Source organism: Amorphus sp. MBR-141 (assembly GCF_053628695.1).
Window position 1 is genome coordinate 86,904 of the sequence record NZ_JBRJGW010000013.1, and the last position, 15,914, is coordinate 102,817.

General features: G+C 69.4%; 13 protein-coding genes. 7 read left to right on the forward strand and 6 right to left on the reverse strand.

Features of this window, described 5'->3' with window-relative positions; all coding sequences use genetic code 11:
* The 5 genes from ACSSVZ_RS17520 (at position 1) to ACSSVZ_RS17540 (ending at position 5,919) form a co-directional block, all read left to right on the forward strand.
* Positions 1–501, forward strand: coding sequence for a (2Fe-2S)-binding protein (locus tag ACSSVZ_RS17520; RefSeq protein ID WP_453972010.1), 501 nt, complete (start codon positions 1–3; stop codon positions 499–501).
* A complete protein-coding gene (locus ACSSVZ_RS17525; RefSeq protein ID WP_453972011.1) occupies positions 498–2,918 on the forward strand; it encodes an aerobic carbon-monoxide dehydrogenase large subunit in 2,421 nt (806 codons plus the stop codon). The genes ACSSVZ_RS17520 and ACSSVZ_RS17525 overlap by 4 nt, the downstream gene beginning before the upstream one ends.
* 85 nt (positions 2,919–3,003) lie before the next feature.
* A complete protein-coding gene (locus ACSSVZ_RS17530) occupies positions 3,004–3,879 on the forward strand; it encodes an AAA family ATPase (protein ID WP_453972012.1) in 876 nt (291 codons plus the stop codon).
* Entirely contained in the window at positions 3,876–5,081 is a 1,206-nt protein-coding gene (locus ACSSVZ_RS17535; RefSeq protein ID WP_453972013.1) for a vWA domain-containing protein, read from the forward strand. Before ACSSVZ_RS17530 ends, ACSSVZ_RS17535 begins: the two co-directional genes overlap by 4 nt.
* A 10-nt stretch (positions 5,082–5,091) precedes the next feature.
* Complete coding sequence (locus ACSSVZ_RS17540) at positions 5,092–5,919, forward strand: XdhC family protein (protein ID WP_453972014.1); 828 nt, start codon at positions 5,092–5,094, stop codon at positions 5,917–5,919.
* 48 nt (positions 5,920–5,967) lie between these two features.
* Here the strand turns inward: ACSSVZ_RS17540 and ACSSVZ_RS17545 are convergent, their stop codons facing one another.
* The 5 genes from ACSSVZ_RS17545 to ACSSVZ_RS17565 form a co-directional block, all read right to left on the reverse strand.
* Positions 5,968–6,345, reverse strand: a complete 378-nt coding sequence (locus tag ACSSVZ_RS17545) for a winged helix-turn-helix transcriptional regulator (RefSeq protein WP_453972015.1) — start codon at positions 6,343–6,345, stop codon at positions 5,968–5,970.
* Positions 6,346–6,465: 120 nt separating this feature from the next.
* Complete coding sequence (locus ACSSVZ_RS17550; RefSeq protein WP_453972016.1) at positions 6,466–8,100, reverse strand: GMC oxidoreductase; 1,635 nt, start codon at positions 8,098–8,100, stop codon at positions 6,466–6,468.
* Positions 8,090–8,407: a hypothetical protein gene (locus tag ACSSVZ_RS17555; protein WP_453972017.1), complete on the reverse strand. Its 318-nt coding sequence runs from the start codon at positions 8,405–8,407 to the stop codon at positions 8,090–8,092. The genes ACSSVZ_RS17550 and ACSSVZ_RS17555 overlap by 11 nt, the downstream gene beginning before the upstream one ends.
* Entirely contained in the window at positions 8,407–9,807 is a 1,401-nt protein-coding gene (locus ACSSVZ_RS17560) for a sugar porter family MFS transporter (protein WP_453972018.1), read from the reverse strand. The genes ACSSVZ_RS17555 and ACSSVZ_RS17560 overlap by 1 nt, the downstream gene beginning before the upstream one ends.
* A gap of 30 nt (positions 9,808–9,837) precedes the next feature.
* Complete coding sequence (locus ACSSVZ_RS17565; RefSeq protein ID WP_453972019.1) at positions 9,838–11,166, reverse strand: DegT/DnrJ/EryC1/StrS family aminotransferase; 1,329 nt, start codon at positions 11,164–11,166, stop codon at positions 9,838–9,840.
* 167 nt (positions 11,167–11,333) lie between these two features.
* Here ACSSVZ_RS17565 and ACSSVZ_RS17570 point away from each other — a divergent pair, with 167 nt between their 5' ends.
* Positions 11,334–12,680: a sugar porter family MFS transporter gene (locus ACSSVZ_RS17570; RefSeq protein WP_453972020.1), complete on the forward strand. Its 1,347-nt coding sequence runs from the start codon at positions 11,334–11,336 to the stop codon at positions 12,678–12,680.
* Between the two features lie 136 nt (positions 12,681–12,816).
* On the opposite strand, the gene ACSSVZ_RS17575 is transcribed toward ACSSVZ_RS17570, so the two are convergent.
* Positions 12,817–13,872 (reverse strand): hypothetical protein, encoded by a 1,056-nt coding sequence (locus ACSSVZ_RS17575; protein WP_453972021.1) that lies wholly within the window; start codon positions 13,870–13,872, stop codon positions 12,817–12,819.
* A gap of 355 nt (positions 13,873–14,227) precedes the next feature.
* Between ACSSVZ_RS17575 and ACSSVZ_RS17580 the strand changes: the two genes are divergently transcribed.
* Complete coding sequence (locus ACSSVZ_RS17580; protein ID WP_453972022.1) at positions 14,228–15,895, forward strand: thiamine pyrophosphate-requiring protein; 1,668 nt, start codon at positions 14,228–14,230, stop codon at positions 15,893–15,895.
* The last annotated feature ends 19 nt before the right edge of the window (positions 15,896–15,914 follow it).

Sequence of the window (15,914 nt, forward strand, 5' to 3'; positions counted from 1 at the left end):
ATGGCGAAGACCCACGTCACCATGCAGGTGAACGGCACCGAGGTCGAAGGCCTCGTCGAGCCGCGCACGCTGCTCGTTCACTTCCTGCGCGAGAACCTGTCGCTCACCGGGACGCACATCGGCTGCGAGACCACCCATTGCGGCGCCTGCACCATCGACATCGACGGCATGTCGGTGAAGAGCTGCACCATGTTCACGGTGCAGGCCCAGGGCGCCGAGATCACCACCATCGAGGGGATCGCCAACGCCGACGGCACCCTCTCCGCCCTGCAGGAGGGCTTCCGCATGATGCACGGCCTCCAGTGCGGCTTCTGCACGCCGGGCATGATCGTGCGCGCCCACCGCCTGCTGCAGGAGAACCCGTCGCCCAGCGAGGACGAGATCCGCATGGGCATCTCCGGCAACCTCTGCCGCTGCACCGGCTACCAGAACATCGTTCGGGCCATCCAATACGCCGCCGCGAAGCTGAACGGCACGGAATTCCAGGAGGCCGCCGAATGAACGACATGGCTCCCACACGGGAACAGCGCGAAGCCGCCCTCGAAGGCATGGGCTGCAAGCGCAAGCGCGTCGAGGACATCCGCTTCACGCAAGGGCGCGGCAACTACGTCGACGACGTGAAGCTGGCGGGCATGCTGCACGGCGATTTCGTGCGCTCGCCCCACGCCCACGCCCGCATCAGGTCGATCAACACCGAGGCGGCGCTGAAGGTGCCGGGCGTGCTGGCGGTGCTCACCGCGGAAGACCTGAAGGGCGTCAATCTCGCCTGGATGCCGACGCTCGCCGGCGACGTGCAGATGGTGCTCGCCGACGGCAAGGTGCTGTTCCAGAACCAGGAAGTCGCCTTCGTCGTCGGCACCGACCGCTATGCCACCGAGGACGGCGTCGCCGCAGTGGAGGTCGACTACGAGGACCTGCCGGCGCTCGTCGATCCGTTCAAGGCGATGGACGCCGACGCGCCGGTGCTGCGCGAGGACCTGGAGGGCAAGACCGAGGGCGCCCACGGCCCGCGCAAGCACCACAACCACATTTTCGAGTGGACGGTGGGCGACCGCGACCTGACCAACGCCGCCTTCGACAAGGCCGAGGTGACGGTGAAGGAGATGATCTCCTACCACCGCACCCATCCCTCGCCGCTCGAGACCTGCCAGTGCGTCTGCTCGTTCGACAAGATCAAGGGCGAGCTGACCATCTGGGGGACCTTCCAGGCCCCCCACGTGATCCGCACCGTGGTGGCGCTCATCTCCAGCATCCCGGAGCACAAGATCCACGTGATCGCGCCGGACATCGGCGGCGGCTTCGGCAACAAGGTCGGCGCCTATCCCGGCTACATCTGCGCGGCGGTCGCCTCCATCGTCACCGGCAAGCCGGTGAAATGGGTGGAGGACCGCATCGAGAACCTGACCTCGACGTCGTTCGCCCGCGACTACCACATGACCACGGAGATCGCGGCGACGGCGGAGGGCAAGGTCACCGGCCTGCGCGTCCACGTGCTGGCCGACCACGGCGCCTTCGACGCCTGCGCCGACCCGTCCAAGTGGCCGGCCGGCTTCTTCAACATCGTCACCGGGTCCTACGACTTCCCCGTCGCGCACCTGGCCGTCGACGGCGTCTACACCAACAAGGCGCCGGGCGGGGTCGCCTATCGCTGCTCGTTCCGGGTGACCGAAGCGGCCTACTGCATCGAGCGCGGGATGGACATCCTCGCCCAGAAGCTGGGGATGGATCCGGCCGAGCTCAGGATCAAGAACTTCATCCGAGCGGAGCAGTTTCCGTACCACTCGGCGCTCGGCTGGGAGTACGATTCCGGCGACTACCACACCGCCATGAAGAAGGCGATGGAGACGGTGGACTACGCCGGGCTGCGGCGCGAACAGGCGGAGAAGCGCGCCGCCTTCAAGCGCGGCGAGACGCGGGAGATCATGGGCGTCGGCCTTTCCTTCTTCACCGAGATCGTCGGGGCCGGGCCGTCGAAGAACTGCGACATCCTGGGGATCGCGATGTTCGATTCCTGCGAGATCCGCCTGCACCCGACCGGCGCCGGCATCGCCCGCATGGGCACCAAGAGCCAGGGCCAGGGGCACGAGACCACCTACGCCCAGATCATCGCCACGGAGATCGGCATTCCCGCCGACAACATCATGGTGGAAGAGGGCAACACCGACACCGCCCCTTACGGGCTGGGCACCTACGGGTCACGCTCGACCCCGGTGGCGGGGGCGGCGATCGCCATGGCGGCGCGCAAGATCAAGGCCAAGGCGCAGATGATCGCCGCCTACCACCTGGAGGTCCACGAGGACGACCTGGAGTGGGACATCGACGGCTTCCGGGTGAAGGGGCTGCCGGAAAAATTCAAGTCGATGAAGGACATCTGCTGGGCGGCCTACAACTCGGTGCCGCCGGGCATGGAGCCGGGCCTTGAGGCGGTCTCCTATTACGACCCGCCGAACATGACCTACCCGTTCGGCGCCTACGTCTGCGTCATGGACATCGACATCGACACCGGCGTCTACAAGGTCCGCCGCTTCTACGCCCTCGACGACTGCGGCACCCGCATCAACCCGATGATCATCGAGGGGCAGGTGCACGGCGGCCTGACCGAGGCCTTCGCCATCGCGATGGGCCAGGAGATCCGCTACGACGAGACCGGCAACGTCGTCACCGGCTCGTTCATGGACTTCTTCATGCCGACCGCGGTGGAGACCCCGCACTGGGAGACCGACTTCACCGTCACCCCCTCCCCGCACCATCCGATCGGGGCGAAGGGCGTCGGCGAAAGCCCCAACGTCGGCGGCGTGCCGGCCTTCTCCAACGCCGTCAACGACGCCTTCTCCTTCCTCGGCTCGACCCACATCCAGATGCCCCACGACTTCTGGCGCAACTGGAAGGCGGCCAAGGACCTGGGCGCGGTGAGCTAGAGCATCCGAACGCCGCCTCTTCCCGCGACACGGCCTGCGGGGGGAGGCGGCCGCCGGGTTTCTCGGGCAAGCAGGTTTGCGTGACATGACCGCCCTCACCCGCAGCGACATCGCAACCCGGCTGGCCGACAGCGGCTACATCGCCGATGCGGAGCTTGTGACCGCGCTGTCGCTGATGCAGCTGCTGCGCCGTCCGCTGCTGCTGGAGGGCGAGGCCGGCGTCGGCAAGACCGAGGTCGCCAAGGCGCTGGCGGCGGTGCACGACACCGAGCTCATCCGCCTGCAGTGCTACGAGGGCCTCGACCAGGCCGGCGCGCTCTACGAGTGGAACTACCAGCGCCAGCTCTTGGCGATTCAGGCCAACCAGGGCACGGTGGCCGACATCGAGGACCACATCTTCTCCGAGAAATACCTGCTGGAACGGCCGCTGCTGGCGGCGATCCGGCGGGTCACGCCGCCGGTGCTGTTGATCGACGAGATCGACCGCGCCGACGAGGAGTTCGAGGCGTTCCTGCTGGAGCTGCTCTCCGACTTCCAGGTCTCGATCCCGGAACTGGGCACCGTCACCGCGACCTCCATCCCGCACGTCGTGCTGACCTCCAACGGCACCCGGGAGCTTTCCGACGCGCTGCGGCGGCGCTGCCTCTACCACTACGTCGATTTCCCGGACGTGGAGCGCGAGGCCCGCATCATCCTGGCGCGCCTGCCGCAGGCCGGCGCGACGCTGTCGCTGCAGGTCGCGCGGATGGTCGAGGCGATCCGCAAGGAGGACCTGCAGAAGGTGCCGGGCGTCGCCGAGACGCTCGACTGGACCGCGGCGCTGCTCGGCCTCGACATCCGCGACCTGCACGATCAGCCGGAGGCCGTCCACGACACGCTGATGTGCCTGCTGAAGACCCGCGAGGACCGCACGCGGATGACCCGCGAAGTGTCGAGCCGGCTGCTGGGGAAGGTCGCATGAGCTGCTGCGGCGCACCCCTGTCTCCCGAGGATTCCGACGCGGTCGCCCGCCTGGTCGTCGGCCGGCTGGCGGCGTTCCTGAAGACGCTGAGGGAGGCGGGCTATGCCGTCGGGCTGGCGGAAGGGCGCGACGCGGCCAGGATCGTCGAGGCCGGCCATGCCGCGCGGCCGGCGACGCTGCGCTCGGCGCTGAAGCATCTCGTCTCCAGCCGGCGCGCCGACTGGGAGACCTTCGACGGCATCTTCGACGCGTTCTTCCTGGGCAAGCGGGTGCGTTCACGCTCGATCGCGGCGGGCTCGACGACCCGGCCCAACAGCCCCTCGCTGAAGAGCCTGATGGACGCCCCCCGGGGATCCGACACCGCGCCCGTCACCGACCAGGTGCCGTCGGGCGATGCGCCCGACGAGGGAGGCTTCGGCGAAGGCCGCATGGAAGGCGCCTCCGGGGCGGAGGACCTGGCGCAGACGGACCTGCGCAAGATCGACGACCCCGACCAGATGGCCGCGGCGCAGGCCACCGCCGAGCGGCTCGCGCGGGCCATGCAGACGCGGCTGACGCGCCGCGACCGTGCGCGGAAGCAGGGCTACCGGCTGGACCTGCGCCGCACCATCCATCGCAACATCAGCCACGGCGGCGTGCCGCTGACGCTCGTCCGGCGCCAGCGCATTCAGAAGCCGCTGCGGCTGGTGGTGCTGCTCGACGCCTCCGGCTCGATGTCCATGTACACCAGCGTCTTCCTGCGCTTCGTGCACGGCATCCTCGGCGCCTTCGACGAAGCCGAGGCGTTCCTGTTTCACACCCGGCTCGCCCACATGTCGGACGCGATGCGGGAGAAGGATCCGGCCCGCGCCCTCGACCGGCTGTCGATGATGGCCCAGGGGGTGGGCGGCGGCACCCGCATCGGCGACTGCCTGGCCGACTTCAACCGCCACCACGCCGCCCGCGTCATCCACTCGCGCACCTGCGTGATGATCCTCTCCGACGGCTACGAGACCGGCGACGCGGACAAGCTCGGCCGCGAGATGGCGGCGCTCCGCCGCCGCTGCCGGCGGATCGTCTGGCTGAACCCGATGATCGGCTGGGAGGGCTATGCCCCGGAGGCGGCCGGCATCAAGGCGGCGCTCCCCCACGTCGATCTCTACGCGCCGGCCCACACGCTCGCGAGCCTGGCCGCCCTCGAACCCTATCTCGCCCGGCTGTGAGGTCGCCCCGATGACCGTTCAACCCGACATCATGGACATCGTCTCCCGGCTGAAATCGGCCGAGGAGGCGTTCGTGCTGGCGACCGTGGTGCGCACCGTCTCGGTGACGGCGGCGAAGGCCGGCGCCAAGGCCGTCATCCGCGCCGACGGCTCGATCGCCGGCGGCTGGATCGGCGGCGGCTGCGCCCGCGGGGCGGTGCTGAAGGCGGCGCGCGACGCGCTCGCCGACGGCGAGAGCCGGCTCGTGTCGGTGCAGCCGGAAGACCTGCTGGCGGAGCTCGGCGTCGCCCCCGGCACGGCGCGGGACGGCGTGCGCTACGCCACCAACATGTGCCCGAGCCAGGGCACCATGGACATCTTCGTGGAGGCGGTGCTGCCGCGCCCGTCGCTGGTGGTGCTGGGCGGCAGCCCGATCGCCGCGGCGCTGTGCGATCTCGCCCGGCCGCTCGGCTACCACGTGACGCTCGCCTGCCCGCCGGCCGACCGGCCATCGGGCGCGGAGGTAGACGCGCTGTGCGAGGGGTTCGAGGTCGCGCCTTCCAACGCCCGGCGGTTCGTGGTGGTGTCGACCCAGGGCAAAGGCGACGAGGCGGCGCTGGCCGCCGCCGTCGCCTGCCCGGCCGCCTACCACGCCTTCGTCGGCAGCCGGCGCAAGATGGCGGCGCTCACCGACAAGCTGCTGGCGAAGGGGGCCGACGCGGCGGCGCTCGCCCGGGTGAAGGCGCCGGCCGGCCTCGATCTCGGCGCCATCACGCCGGAGGAGATCGCTTTGTCGATCCTGGCCGAGATCACCGCCGAACGGCGGCGCGGGCAGCGGGAGACGCCGGCTGCGGCGTGAGGCGGGTGCGCGGCGGGGTCGTGGCGGCCTTCGGGCGGACGCCGGCGCTCAGGATCCGTCCGGCTCGCTCTCGATGGTCAGCGTCATGAAGCTCTCCGGCGGATACCACGTCCCCTCCTCGTGGCGGTTCGCCCAGCGGCAGATCGCCTGGACGACCGGGATCAGGCCGCGCCCCTTCTCCGTCAGCGCATAGGCGTAGCGCTTCGGGCGCTCCTGGTAGAGCGTGCGGGTGATCAGCCCCATCTCCTCCATCCGGCTGAGCCGATCGGCGAGGATGTTGGTGGTGATGCGCTCGGGCGACTGCAGGAACTCGGAATAGCGCGACTTGCCGGTGAGCATGTCGCGCACCAGCACCAGCGACCAGCGATCGCCGACGATGTCGAGCGTGGTGGCGATCGGACATGGCGAACGGAATTCTGGCTTCATGACCCGATACTAACTATCGAATTGCAAGTCGCAAGCCTTCAGGCATGGGCGTCCCGCGGCGCGGGGACGCCGCATCGGGTGGATGTGGGCGGCGACGGCTCGCGGCGCACGCGCGCGCCGTTACGCGGCGATGCTTTCCTCCGAGCGCGCCCGCGCCTCCAGGTGGCGGCCGAGGCGGTAGGAGAGCGCCATGATCGACAGCGTCAGGTGCTTGTCGGGCAGGTTCGGAATGACGCCGCCGTCGCAGACGTAGAGGTTGTCGAGGCCGTGGCAGCGCAGGTCGCGGTCGACGACGCCGGCGGCCGGATCGTCGGAGATCGCCGTGGTGCCGGCGTAGTGGATGCCGGTGCCGTTGTTGTCGGTGCTCTCGTAGATCTTGGTGGCGGTGGCCCGGCGCAGGATCTTCCGCCCCCACTTCAGCATGGAGTCCATCTGCAGCCTGGCCGTCTCCGGAATGGTGAAGTCCACCGTGACCTGGGGCACGCCGTCGGAATCGGTGGTGGTGCCCGGCCGCACGCGGTTTTCCGGCCGCGCCTCGCCGGCGCAGAACAGGCCCAGCGTCACGTAGGAGTGGAACATGATCCGCGCCAGGCGGGTCTTCACCTGCGGCGGGAAGCCCGAGAAGCCGGACAGGTAGTGCGGCACGTCGGGCAGGCCGTGAATGGCGTGGCCGATGAACGGGAAGCTGGAGCCGTCGGGCAGCTTGCCGCGCGACATCAGGATCAAGAGGTCGCCGTAGCCGATGTCGTAGTCGCGCTTCTTGCCCCACAGCCGCAGCAGCGAGGTCGACAGCACCGCCTTCGGATTGTCCTGCAGCCCCTGCCCCACCCGGTCGTGGCGGTTGGCGAGGCCGGCCGGATCGGCCTCGTCGGCGGAGTTGAACAGGATGCGCGGCGTCTCGATGGCGCCGGCGGCGAGCACCACGAACCGGGCCGACAGGGTCCGGCGCTCGCCGGTCTCGGTGTCGATGTACTCCACGCCGGAGACGCGCTCGGAGGTGCCGTCGCGCAGCACGCGGGTCACCTTGGCGTTGGTGCGCAGCTCGTAGTTGGGAAGCCCGGCGATCTCCGGCAGCAGGCGCGCCGAGAACTTGTAGACGGCGCCGACCGGGCAGCCGGACGTGCAGATGCCGGTGGAGATGCAGGAGCTGGCGAGGCCGGGGGTGGTGATGATGGCCTTGCGGTTGGGGATCGCGTGGGAGAACGGCTCGTTGAGCGCGTTGACGGCCGAGACGATGATCTTGTCGGCGGGCCGCAGCGGCTTGGGCGGGATGAACTCGCCGTCCGGGAGCTCCGGAATGCCCTCCTTCGTGCCGCAGACGGTGATCAGCTTCTCGACGGCGGAGTAGTCGTCCGCCAGCGTGTCGTAGCCGAACGGCCAGCCGGCGAAATCGACCTCCGAGAAGCGCACGCTGACGCCGTTCCAGAGGTTCTGGAGACCGTTGAGCTTGAGGATCTGGAAGTGCCGGAAGCCGTCCGCCGGCCGGGTCGTGGCGCCGTGCAGGCCGTCGGCGAACAGCGGATGCACGAACAGGCTGTCGTGCGGGTCGGCCGGCCAGACGGTGGACGGCCCGATGCCGAAGTCGAGCTTGGCGCCGGGCGGCGCCGTCCGGGTGAAATAGTCATTGGGCAGGGTTCCGCCCTGCTCCAGCGAGACGACGTTGAGCCCCGCCTTCGCCAGCTTGTGGGCGATGATGCCGCCGCCGGCGCCGGTTCCGACGATGACGACGTCGCAGTGTTCGGCTCTAGCGGCCATCGGTCGATCCTCCCAGCGCGCCTTCTCCGACGGAATTGAGGAAGCCCGGAGAGGCGAAATAAATGTATTCGAGGAAGGACAACAGCGTCGCGCGCTGCGGACCGAGATCGCGCTTCGCCAGCACGCCCGTGGCGGCGAAGTCGCTCCGCTCGGACACCGCCGAGAGGCAGCTGCGGATCTGGTTGTTGGCCAGCGCGATCCGGGTGATGTCCGGCAGCATCGGCGCCAGCGCGCGCCGATACGGACTGTGGGCGACGACCGCGGCCATCAGCGCCGCGCCGTCCTCGTTGCTCAGCTTCACGCTCATCACCGCGACGCGCCTCCCGCTGGTGCGGCACCCGCCGGACCGGTCGCCAGGACCCGCCCGAGCTCGCGGAAGGGCCTGCCGGAACGCAGGTGACGCTCGATGTCCTCAAGCAGGATACCGTTCGTCTCGGGCACGTAGCGCAGGGTGAACAGGATCCCGAGCGCGCAGATCAGCGCGTAGATCGTGAACACGCCCCCGAGACCGATGTCCGCGACGAGGATCGGGAACGAGAAGACGACCAGGAAATTGAAGCCCCAGTTGGTGACCGAGGCGACGCTCATGCCGCGGCCGCGGACGTTCAGCGGGAACACCTCCGACATCATCACCCACGGAAGCGGCCCGATGCTGGCGGCGAACGCGCCGATGTAGACGACGAGGCCGACGAAGGCGACGATGTCCATCGACTGCACGTCGGTCGCCGCCCCGACCGCGATCAGCCCGAGGGCGAGCGCCGCGAACAGGAACCCGCCGAGCAGGAGCTTGCGCCGCCCGATCCGGTCGATCAGCGCCATCCCGACGAGGGTCATCAGCACGTTGACGATGCCCACGCCGACGGTGGCCAGGATCTGGGTGGAAGCATCGGTGAAGCCGGCCTCCTGGAAGACCACCGGGGCGTAGTAGATGACGGCGTTGATCCCGCTCAGCTGCTGCAGGAAGAACAGGCCGATGCCGACGACGAGCGCCGGGCGCGCCACCGGGCCGAAGAGCTCGGCCCAGCCGCGGTGGCCTTTGTCGGCCTCCGCCGTCTCCGATATCTCCTCCAGCTCCTTCTCGATGGCCGGATCGCCCGGGGAGATGCCGCGCAGGCTGGCGATGGCGGTCCGCGCCTCCGCCGGCTTGCCCCTGATGGCCAGGAACCGCGGCGTCTCACGCAGGAAGAACATGCCGACGAAGAGCGCGACGCCCGGGATGATCCCGATCGCGAACATGATCCGCCAGGACTCGTTGAAGGCGTAGCCGACCAGGTAGGCCCCGAGGATGCCGAGCGTGATCGCCAGCTGGTAGATGGAGACGAGCATGCCGCGCTTTTCCGCCGGCGCGCTCTCGGAGATGTAGAGCGGGGCGACGAGGCCCGCGATGCCGATGGCGAAGCCGAGCAGCAACCGGGCGGACGTCAGCATCAGCGCGCCGAGCGACAGCGAGGCAAACAGGGCGCCGATGGCAAACAGGACCGCGGCGAACAGCAGCATCGGCCGCCGGCCGAACCGCTCCACCGCGCGGCCTGCCGCCAGTGCGCCGAACAGCGCCCCGAACGGCACCGCCGCGGTCATCAACCCTTCCTGGGTGGACGTGATCGAGAACTGAGCCTTCAGAAGGTGAAGGGCGCCGGCGATGACCCCCTCGTCGAAACCGAACAGGAATCCGGCAATGCCCGCGACCGCGGCAACGATGTAGATCATCTGCGCAACCCCCCAGTGGAAACGTCTCGATCAGCGCAGGAGCGCGCCAGCGACCTTGCGGATTGCAAGGACGATGTCCCGCTCGTCCTTTTCGCTCAGCGTCGACGCGATCGTCAGGATCGCGCCACGGTGATGCAGGTCGTCACAGACCGGAAGCGCCCCGAACGCATACGAATAGTCGCTGGCGAAGGCGTTCTCCGGATGCGTCCAGGGAAAGCCGTCACGGGAGTTGGAGCGCTTTTTCACCAGGCTCGGAATGTTCGAATACCAGTGCAGTCCCCATTCCCGCATGGTCAGGCAGGCGAGGCTGCCGGCCGGGCCGGCGATGCCCTCGGCGCGCACCGCGGCGACGAACCCGTCCGCCGCCGTCGCGTCGGGAAGGATCATCAGCAGGAACGGCCCGGTATCTCCCGAGGGATCCGGCACCGTGCGGAACCGCAGGCCCTTGATGTCGGCGAGCGCCTCGCGGATGCGCCACTTGGACGACCGCATGGCGCCGGTGATGGCCGGAAGCTTGCGCATCTGCGCCAGCGCCATGGCCCCCGCGAGCTCGGACATCCGCGCCCCGACGCCCCACAGCTGGCAGTCCTCGTCGGAGGTGTCGAGCCGGCCGGCCGGCGTGCGGGCATAGCCCAGGTCGTGCAGCGCCACGATGCGCCGGAACAGGGCATCGTCCTGACAGACCATCAGCCCGCCGTCGCCGGAGGTCATGTTCTTGTTCAGCTGGAAGCTGAAGATCGCGATGTCGCCGAAGCGCCCGACCGCCTTGCCGCCGACGCTGGCGCCCGCGGCCTGGGCACAGTCCTCGATCAGGCCGAGGCCATGGGTGCGGCAGATCGCGGCAATCTCCTCGATGTGCCCCGGCGCGCCGCTCATGTGCACGCACAGCACTGCGCGGCTGCGCGGGCCGATCTTGCGCTCCAGGTCGGCCGGATCGATGCAGAAGCTCTCGTCGATGTCCACCAGTCGCGGGATGGCGCCGGAGCGCACCACGGCCGACACGCAGCTGACCCAGAGATAGCCCGGGACCAGAACCTCGTCGCCCGGGCCGACATTCAGCGCCGCCATCGCGATCGACAGCGCCGCCGTGCCCGAGGAGACGCCCAGCGCGTGCTTGTGGCCGAAGGTCTCGCACCACTCCTTCTCGAGGGTGTCGACCATGTGCTGCGGATCGGGGCCGTAGAAGCGGAAGGGGCTTCGGGCGCGCACAACGCGCGACACGAGTTCCAGCTCTTCCTCGCCGATATAATGGGCGCCGGGCAGTTCCCAAGGCAGAGGATCGGTCCGGACCGGCACCCCGCCCTCGATAGCAAGCCTGTTTGCGCGCGAATGCTGCGCGGAATCTTCGGATACGCTCACAGCCATCTCCCCCGGTAGACCGATGAAACTAAATCTCAGTTGCTCTATTAAAATACTATTGATGTATTCGCCACACCATTTTAAGGGGGACAGTACACGATTTGCTGCACGCCGCTAATAGCCGACTATCGCTCCTTTTGGAAAAAATTCGAAGGCGACCGCATCTGATGCTGGGCTCCGCACTTCTCCTCTCCGCCGCGATGGTCGCCCTGTCGGGGCTCCTGTTCGGATACAGCACGGCAGCGATCGCCGGCGCCCTGCAGCAGATCGAGGCGCATCTTTCCCTCAGCCTGTTCGAAGAGCAGCTGCTGGTCGCGTCGGTCCCGGCCGCCTGCTTCGTCGGCGCGATCGCCGCCGGACCGGCGACGGCCAGCTCCGGCCGGCGGTTCACACTGATCGCCGCATTCTGCCTTGCGGTGGTCGGAAACATCATATCCCTCACGGCCCCGGGCTACGGGCTGCTCGTCGCTGCGCGCATGCTCGTCGGCCTCGCCGTCGGGCTTTCTTCAATGATTGCACCGATGTATGGCGCTGAGATAACACCCGCCCGCTGGCGCGGCACGGTGGTGGCGTCGTTCCAGCTCGCCGTGACGGCCGGGATCCTGCTCGCCTATGCGACGCCGCTGCTGCTGCCGGGCGAGCAATCCTGGTCGCTGATCCTCGGCCTGGGCATCGTCCCGTCGCTCTGCGGGGTGCTGATCGTTTACCTGTTGCCGGAGAGCCCGCGCTGGCTGCTCGGACGGGACCGCCTTGAGGATGCGCGGGTCGCCGCCGGCCGTCTGGGGCTCGGCGCCAGCCTGGCCGAGATGATGCCGGCCGCCCACGACGGGCCGCGGCAGCAGCTTTGGACCACCATCCGGCGCGGCAGCACGATCTCGGTGCTGGTGCTGTGCAGCGTGCTGTTCATCCTGCAGAACCTGAGCGGGATCGACGGGATCCTCTACTACGCCCCGCGGATCTTCGAGCAGCTCGGCTTCGAGGCCGGGGTGTCGGCGCTGGCGGCGACGTTCGGGCTCGGCGTGCTCAACTTCCTTGCCACCGTCGCAGCCCTCTGGCTGGTCGACCGCGCCGGCCGCCGGCCGCTGATGATCGTCGGCAGCGCCGTGATGGTGGCGGGACTTGCCGCGGTGATCGCCTCGGCGCAGTTCGAGCTGCCCGTGCTCGGGCTCGTCGGGCTCGGCATCTACATCGTCGCCTTCGCCCTCAGCCTCGGCCCGCTGCCCTACGTGCTGATGTCGGAGCTGTTCCCCTCGACGATCCGCGAGGCCGGCATCGCCACCGCCTCCGCCATGAGCTGGCTGTTCAACATGCTGGTGGCGTTCACGTTCCTGTCGCTGGTGGAGGCGCTGGGGCTGTCCGCGGTGATCGGGCTGTTCCTGTCGATGTGCGTGATCGCCCTGGTGGTGGGCCTGCTGTTCGTGCCGGAGACGAAGAACCGCCCGCTGGAGGCGATCGAGAAGGACGTGCTGGGGGGCGTGCGCCTCAGGCGGGTCGGCACGGTCGCGACCGAATGAGACCGGTTGGTCGAGACAGGCGCTCGAGCATTTCCCGTTCAGATCGAAGCGATCTGAACGAAGAGGAATTGCTCCAGGGTTTGATTCTGGAACCATTTCTTAGCGGCCAGGTGATTTCACCTGACCGGAAAAGGCTCTAGCTGATCTCGGCGAAGGCGCCGGCCGGCCCCACCTTCAGGCGGTCGAACGACAGCCCGAGCAGGGCCACGGTCTCCGGATCGATTTCGTAGAGCTCCGGCGACTTCGGCGGCTGGCGCAGGAGATCGAGCAGCACCTCGGTGGCGCGGGTCCGCTCACGCGACGGGACGTAGCCGAGGTTGGCGATTTCAACCTCCAGTGCCTCAACGGTGGCGTCCAGGTAGTCGACGGTGTGCTGGGGGGCGCCCAGGCCAGACCGGTCGCGCACCAGCACCATGCGCCCGGTGATGGCGCGCGTGTTCGGATCGTGGAGCGCGCAGCCGGCCAGGATGCCGCCGACGATGTTGGCGGGCGGCGACGGCACCTGGAGAGCGAGGAAATACAGCCGCCGGCTGAAGGTGCACTGAAGCACGGACTGGGCGGCGCGGCCGTCGCCGGAAATCTGCCCGACCATCGGCACGCGCTGGCCGAACAGAAACTCGGTGTAGCGGGCCTCCGGCGGGCCATCCTGCGACGGGGTGATGTCCATGCTGCCGAGGATGAGCCGCCCCGCCTCCCCGCGCGACCAGGCGAACGAGATCGCCAGATAGCGCCCGCAGAGGACGTGGCTCGACTGCCAGACGAGCGGCACGAGGGAGCCGGCCTGATCGTCCGCACCGTTGCCGGAAACCGGGTCGGCCGGCGGCGGGGCGCTGAGTTTGGCGATCGCGGCCTCCGGGACCCGGTGCCACAACCGCACGTGCTCGGCGAACTCCTCGAAACTCGAGGCGGCCACGAAGGCGCCGGTGAACTCGTCGCCCAGCACCCGAGCCCAGTCGTCGTAGACGCTGGCGAGCCGCGGCGTCGCCTTGCCCCGCAGCCACTTGTAGGCGTTCTGGGCGGTGAAGGCCGTGTTCGGATTGACGGCGGCGAAGCGCGCGCACAGCTCCTTGCTGGTCGGACAGCCAAGGGCGATCGTCGTCAGCTGGAGTTTTCGGGACAGTTCGCTCCGCTCGGAGCTGCCCGACACGGCAGGCGCCCCCGAGTCTTCGCGCCGCGGCTCCATCAGGTGCATGCATCCTCGTCGTTTGTTGCGGCACGCGCGACGCGCAGCCATCACCCGCTTCCCGAGGCTATTCATACCACATTCGATGCAATTGGATGAATTCCCGACGCAGGACGCGCCGGAGCGCACCGCGTGCGGCGGTCGTCATGTGCATGGTCCGGCTGCGAAATTGGCGGATCGGGCAGCGTCGACCCCCGTAATTCCGGACAAGAGACACGAATTCCCCGTAGTTGTCTGGACATTTCGGACGAGGTGTCGGAAATCTTGAGGCGAGGCTCCGGAGGCCGCGCGCGGGCACACGCGCCCCGGCTCCGGCCACGGGATACGAGCAGGGACGGGAAGACGGATGCAGGACGACCGGGGAATGCTGGCTGCCGAGGCCTATCTGCGGGCGATGAAGCGCTTCGGCGTCGACGCGCTCTACTCCGTGTCCGGGACCGATTTCCCCTCGATCGTGGAGGCCTATGGCCGGGCCGGCGGCGACTTCTCCCAGCTGCCGCGTCCGCTCATCTGCCCGCACGAGAACCTCGCCGTGGCGATGGCGCACGGCCATGCGCTGGTCACCGGCCGGGCCCAGGCGGCGATGGTGCACGTGTCGGTCGGCACCGCCAACATGGTGTGCGGGGCGATGAACGCGGCGCGGGACAACATCCCGATCCTGCTGTCGGCCGGGCGCACGCCGGTGACCGAGGAAGGCCCGCACGGGACGCGCAGCCGCTTCATCCACTGGGCCCAGGAGATGTTCGACCAGGCCGGCGTGCTGCGCGAGGCGGTGAAGTGGGACTACGAGATCCGCACCGGCGAGCAGGTGGAGGACGGGCTGGCGCGGGCGCTGGAGGTGGCGATGGCGCCGCCGGCCGGGCCGGTCTACCTGTCGCTGCCGCGGGAAATGCTGGCCGAGACCGTCCGCACCGAGCGGCCGGAGCGCCGGCCGACGCCCACCTCGCCCCAGGCCCCCGACGCCGACGCCATCGACCGGCTGGCCGCGCGCATCCGCGCCGCCGAGGCGCCGGTGCTGATCACCGCCAACGCCGGGCGCGACCACGCGGCGGTCGGCCTGCTGGCGACGCTCGCCGAGAGGTGGGCGGTGGCGGTCATCGAGTTCAATCCGCGGGTGGTCAACCTGCCGGCCGACCATCCGATGCATCTCGGCTACGAGACCGGCACGGCGCTGGGCGACGCCGACCTGATCGTGGCGCTTTCGGTCGACGTGCCGTGGGTGCCGTCGGTGACCCGGCCGCGGCCGACCGCCGCCCTGGTGGAGATCGGCGTCGACCCGGTCCACGCCCGCTATCCGATGCGCAGCTTCCAGGCCGAGGAGGCGATCACCGCGGCGCCGGCGAAAGCGCTCGCGGCGCTCCTGGAGGCGCTCGGCCCGGTCGGCGATGCCGCCCCGAGGGTCGATGCGCGCCGTCGTCGGCTGACGGAAGAGCATACCCGCCGCCACGCCGCCATCGCGGCGGAGGCCGAGGGCGACCGGATGAGCGCGGCGAGCGCCAGCCGGGCGCTGGCGGCGCTGCTGCCGGGCGCGTCGACCATCGTCAACGAATACTCGTTCCGCATGCCCCAGGGCCGCTTCACCCGCCCGGGCTCCTTTTACGGCGCGAGCCCGGCGGGCGGGCTCGGCTGGGGCTTCGGGGCGGCGCTGGGCATCCGCAACGCGGAGCCGGAAGGGCCGGTGGTCGCCATGCTCGGCGACGGGGCCTACATGTTCAACAACCCCTCCGCCTGCCACTGGGCGGCCGAGGCGCACGGTCTGCCGATCCTGACGGTGGTCTTCAACAACCGGCGCTGGGGAGCGGTGCGCAACTCCACGCTCGCCATGTACGCGCAGGGGGCCTCGGCCGCCGACGACGGCATGTTCATGGCCGACCTGTCGCCGTCGGTCGACCACGTCGGGCTGGCCCGCGCCCACGGCGCCCATGCCGAGGCGACCGGCGACCTGACCGCGCTGCCGGGCCTGGTCGAGCGGGCGCTGACGGCGGTCGACGGCGGCCAGCAGGCGCTGATCGCGCTGGACCTGCCGGAGTGAGATTCGCGCCGAGGCGGCG

Bases quoted from the DNA above. Each gene is read 5' to 3' on its own strand.
- ACSSVZ_RS17575 (WP_453972021.1), bottom strand. From the start codon at position 13,872: ATGCACCTGATGGAGCCGCGGCGCGAAGACTCGGGGGCGCCTGCCGTG.
- ACSSVZ_RS17560 (WP_453972018.1), bottom strand. From the start codon at position 9,807: ATGATCTACATCGTTGCCGCGGTCGCGGGCATTGCCGGATTCCTGTTC.
- ACSSVZ_RS17545 (WP_453972015.1), bottom strand. From the start codon at position 6,345: ATGAAGCCAGAATTCCGTTCGCCATGTCCGATCGCCACCACGCTCGAC.
- ACSSVZ_RS17550 (WP_453972016.1), bottom strand. From the start codon at position 8,100: ATGGCCGCTAGAGCCGAACACTGCGACGTCGTCATCGTCGGAACCGGC.
- ACSSVZ_RS17520 (WP_453972010.1), top strand. From the start codon at position 1: ATGGCGAAGACCCACGTCACCATGCAGGTGAACGGCACCGAGGTCGAA.
- ACSSVZ_RS17535 (WP_453972013.1), top strand. From the start codon at position 3,876: ATGAGCTGCTGCGGCGCACCCCTGTCTCCCGAGGATTCCGACGCGGTC.
- ACSSVZ_RS17555 (WP_453972017.1), bottom strand. From the start codon at position 8,407: ATGAGCGTGAAGCTGAGCAACGAGGACGGCGCGGCGCTGATGGCCGCG.
- ACSSVZ_RS17570 (WP_453972020.1), top strand. From the start codon at position 11,334: ATGCTGGGCTCCGCACTTCTCCTCTCCGCCGCGATGGTCGCCCTGTCG.
- ACSSVZ_RS17580 (WP_453972022.1), top strand. From the start codon at position 14,228: ATGCTGGCTGCCGAGGCCTATCTGCGGGCGATGAAGCGCTTCGGCGTC.
- ACSSVZ_RS17525 (WP_453972011.1), top strand. From the start codon at position 498: ATGAACGACATGGCTCCCACACGGGAACAGCGCGAAGCCGCCCTCGAA.
- ACSSVZ_RS17540 (WP_453972014.1), top strand. From the start codon at position 5,092: ATGACCGTTCAACCCGACATCATGGACATCGTCTCCCGGCTGAAATCG.
- ACSSVZ_RS17530 (WP_453972012.1), top strand. From the start codon at position 3,004: ATGACCGCCCTCACCCGCAGCGACATCGCAACCCGGCTGGCCGACAGC.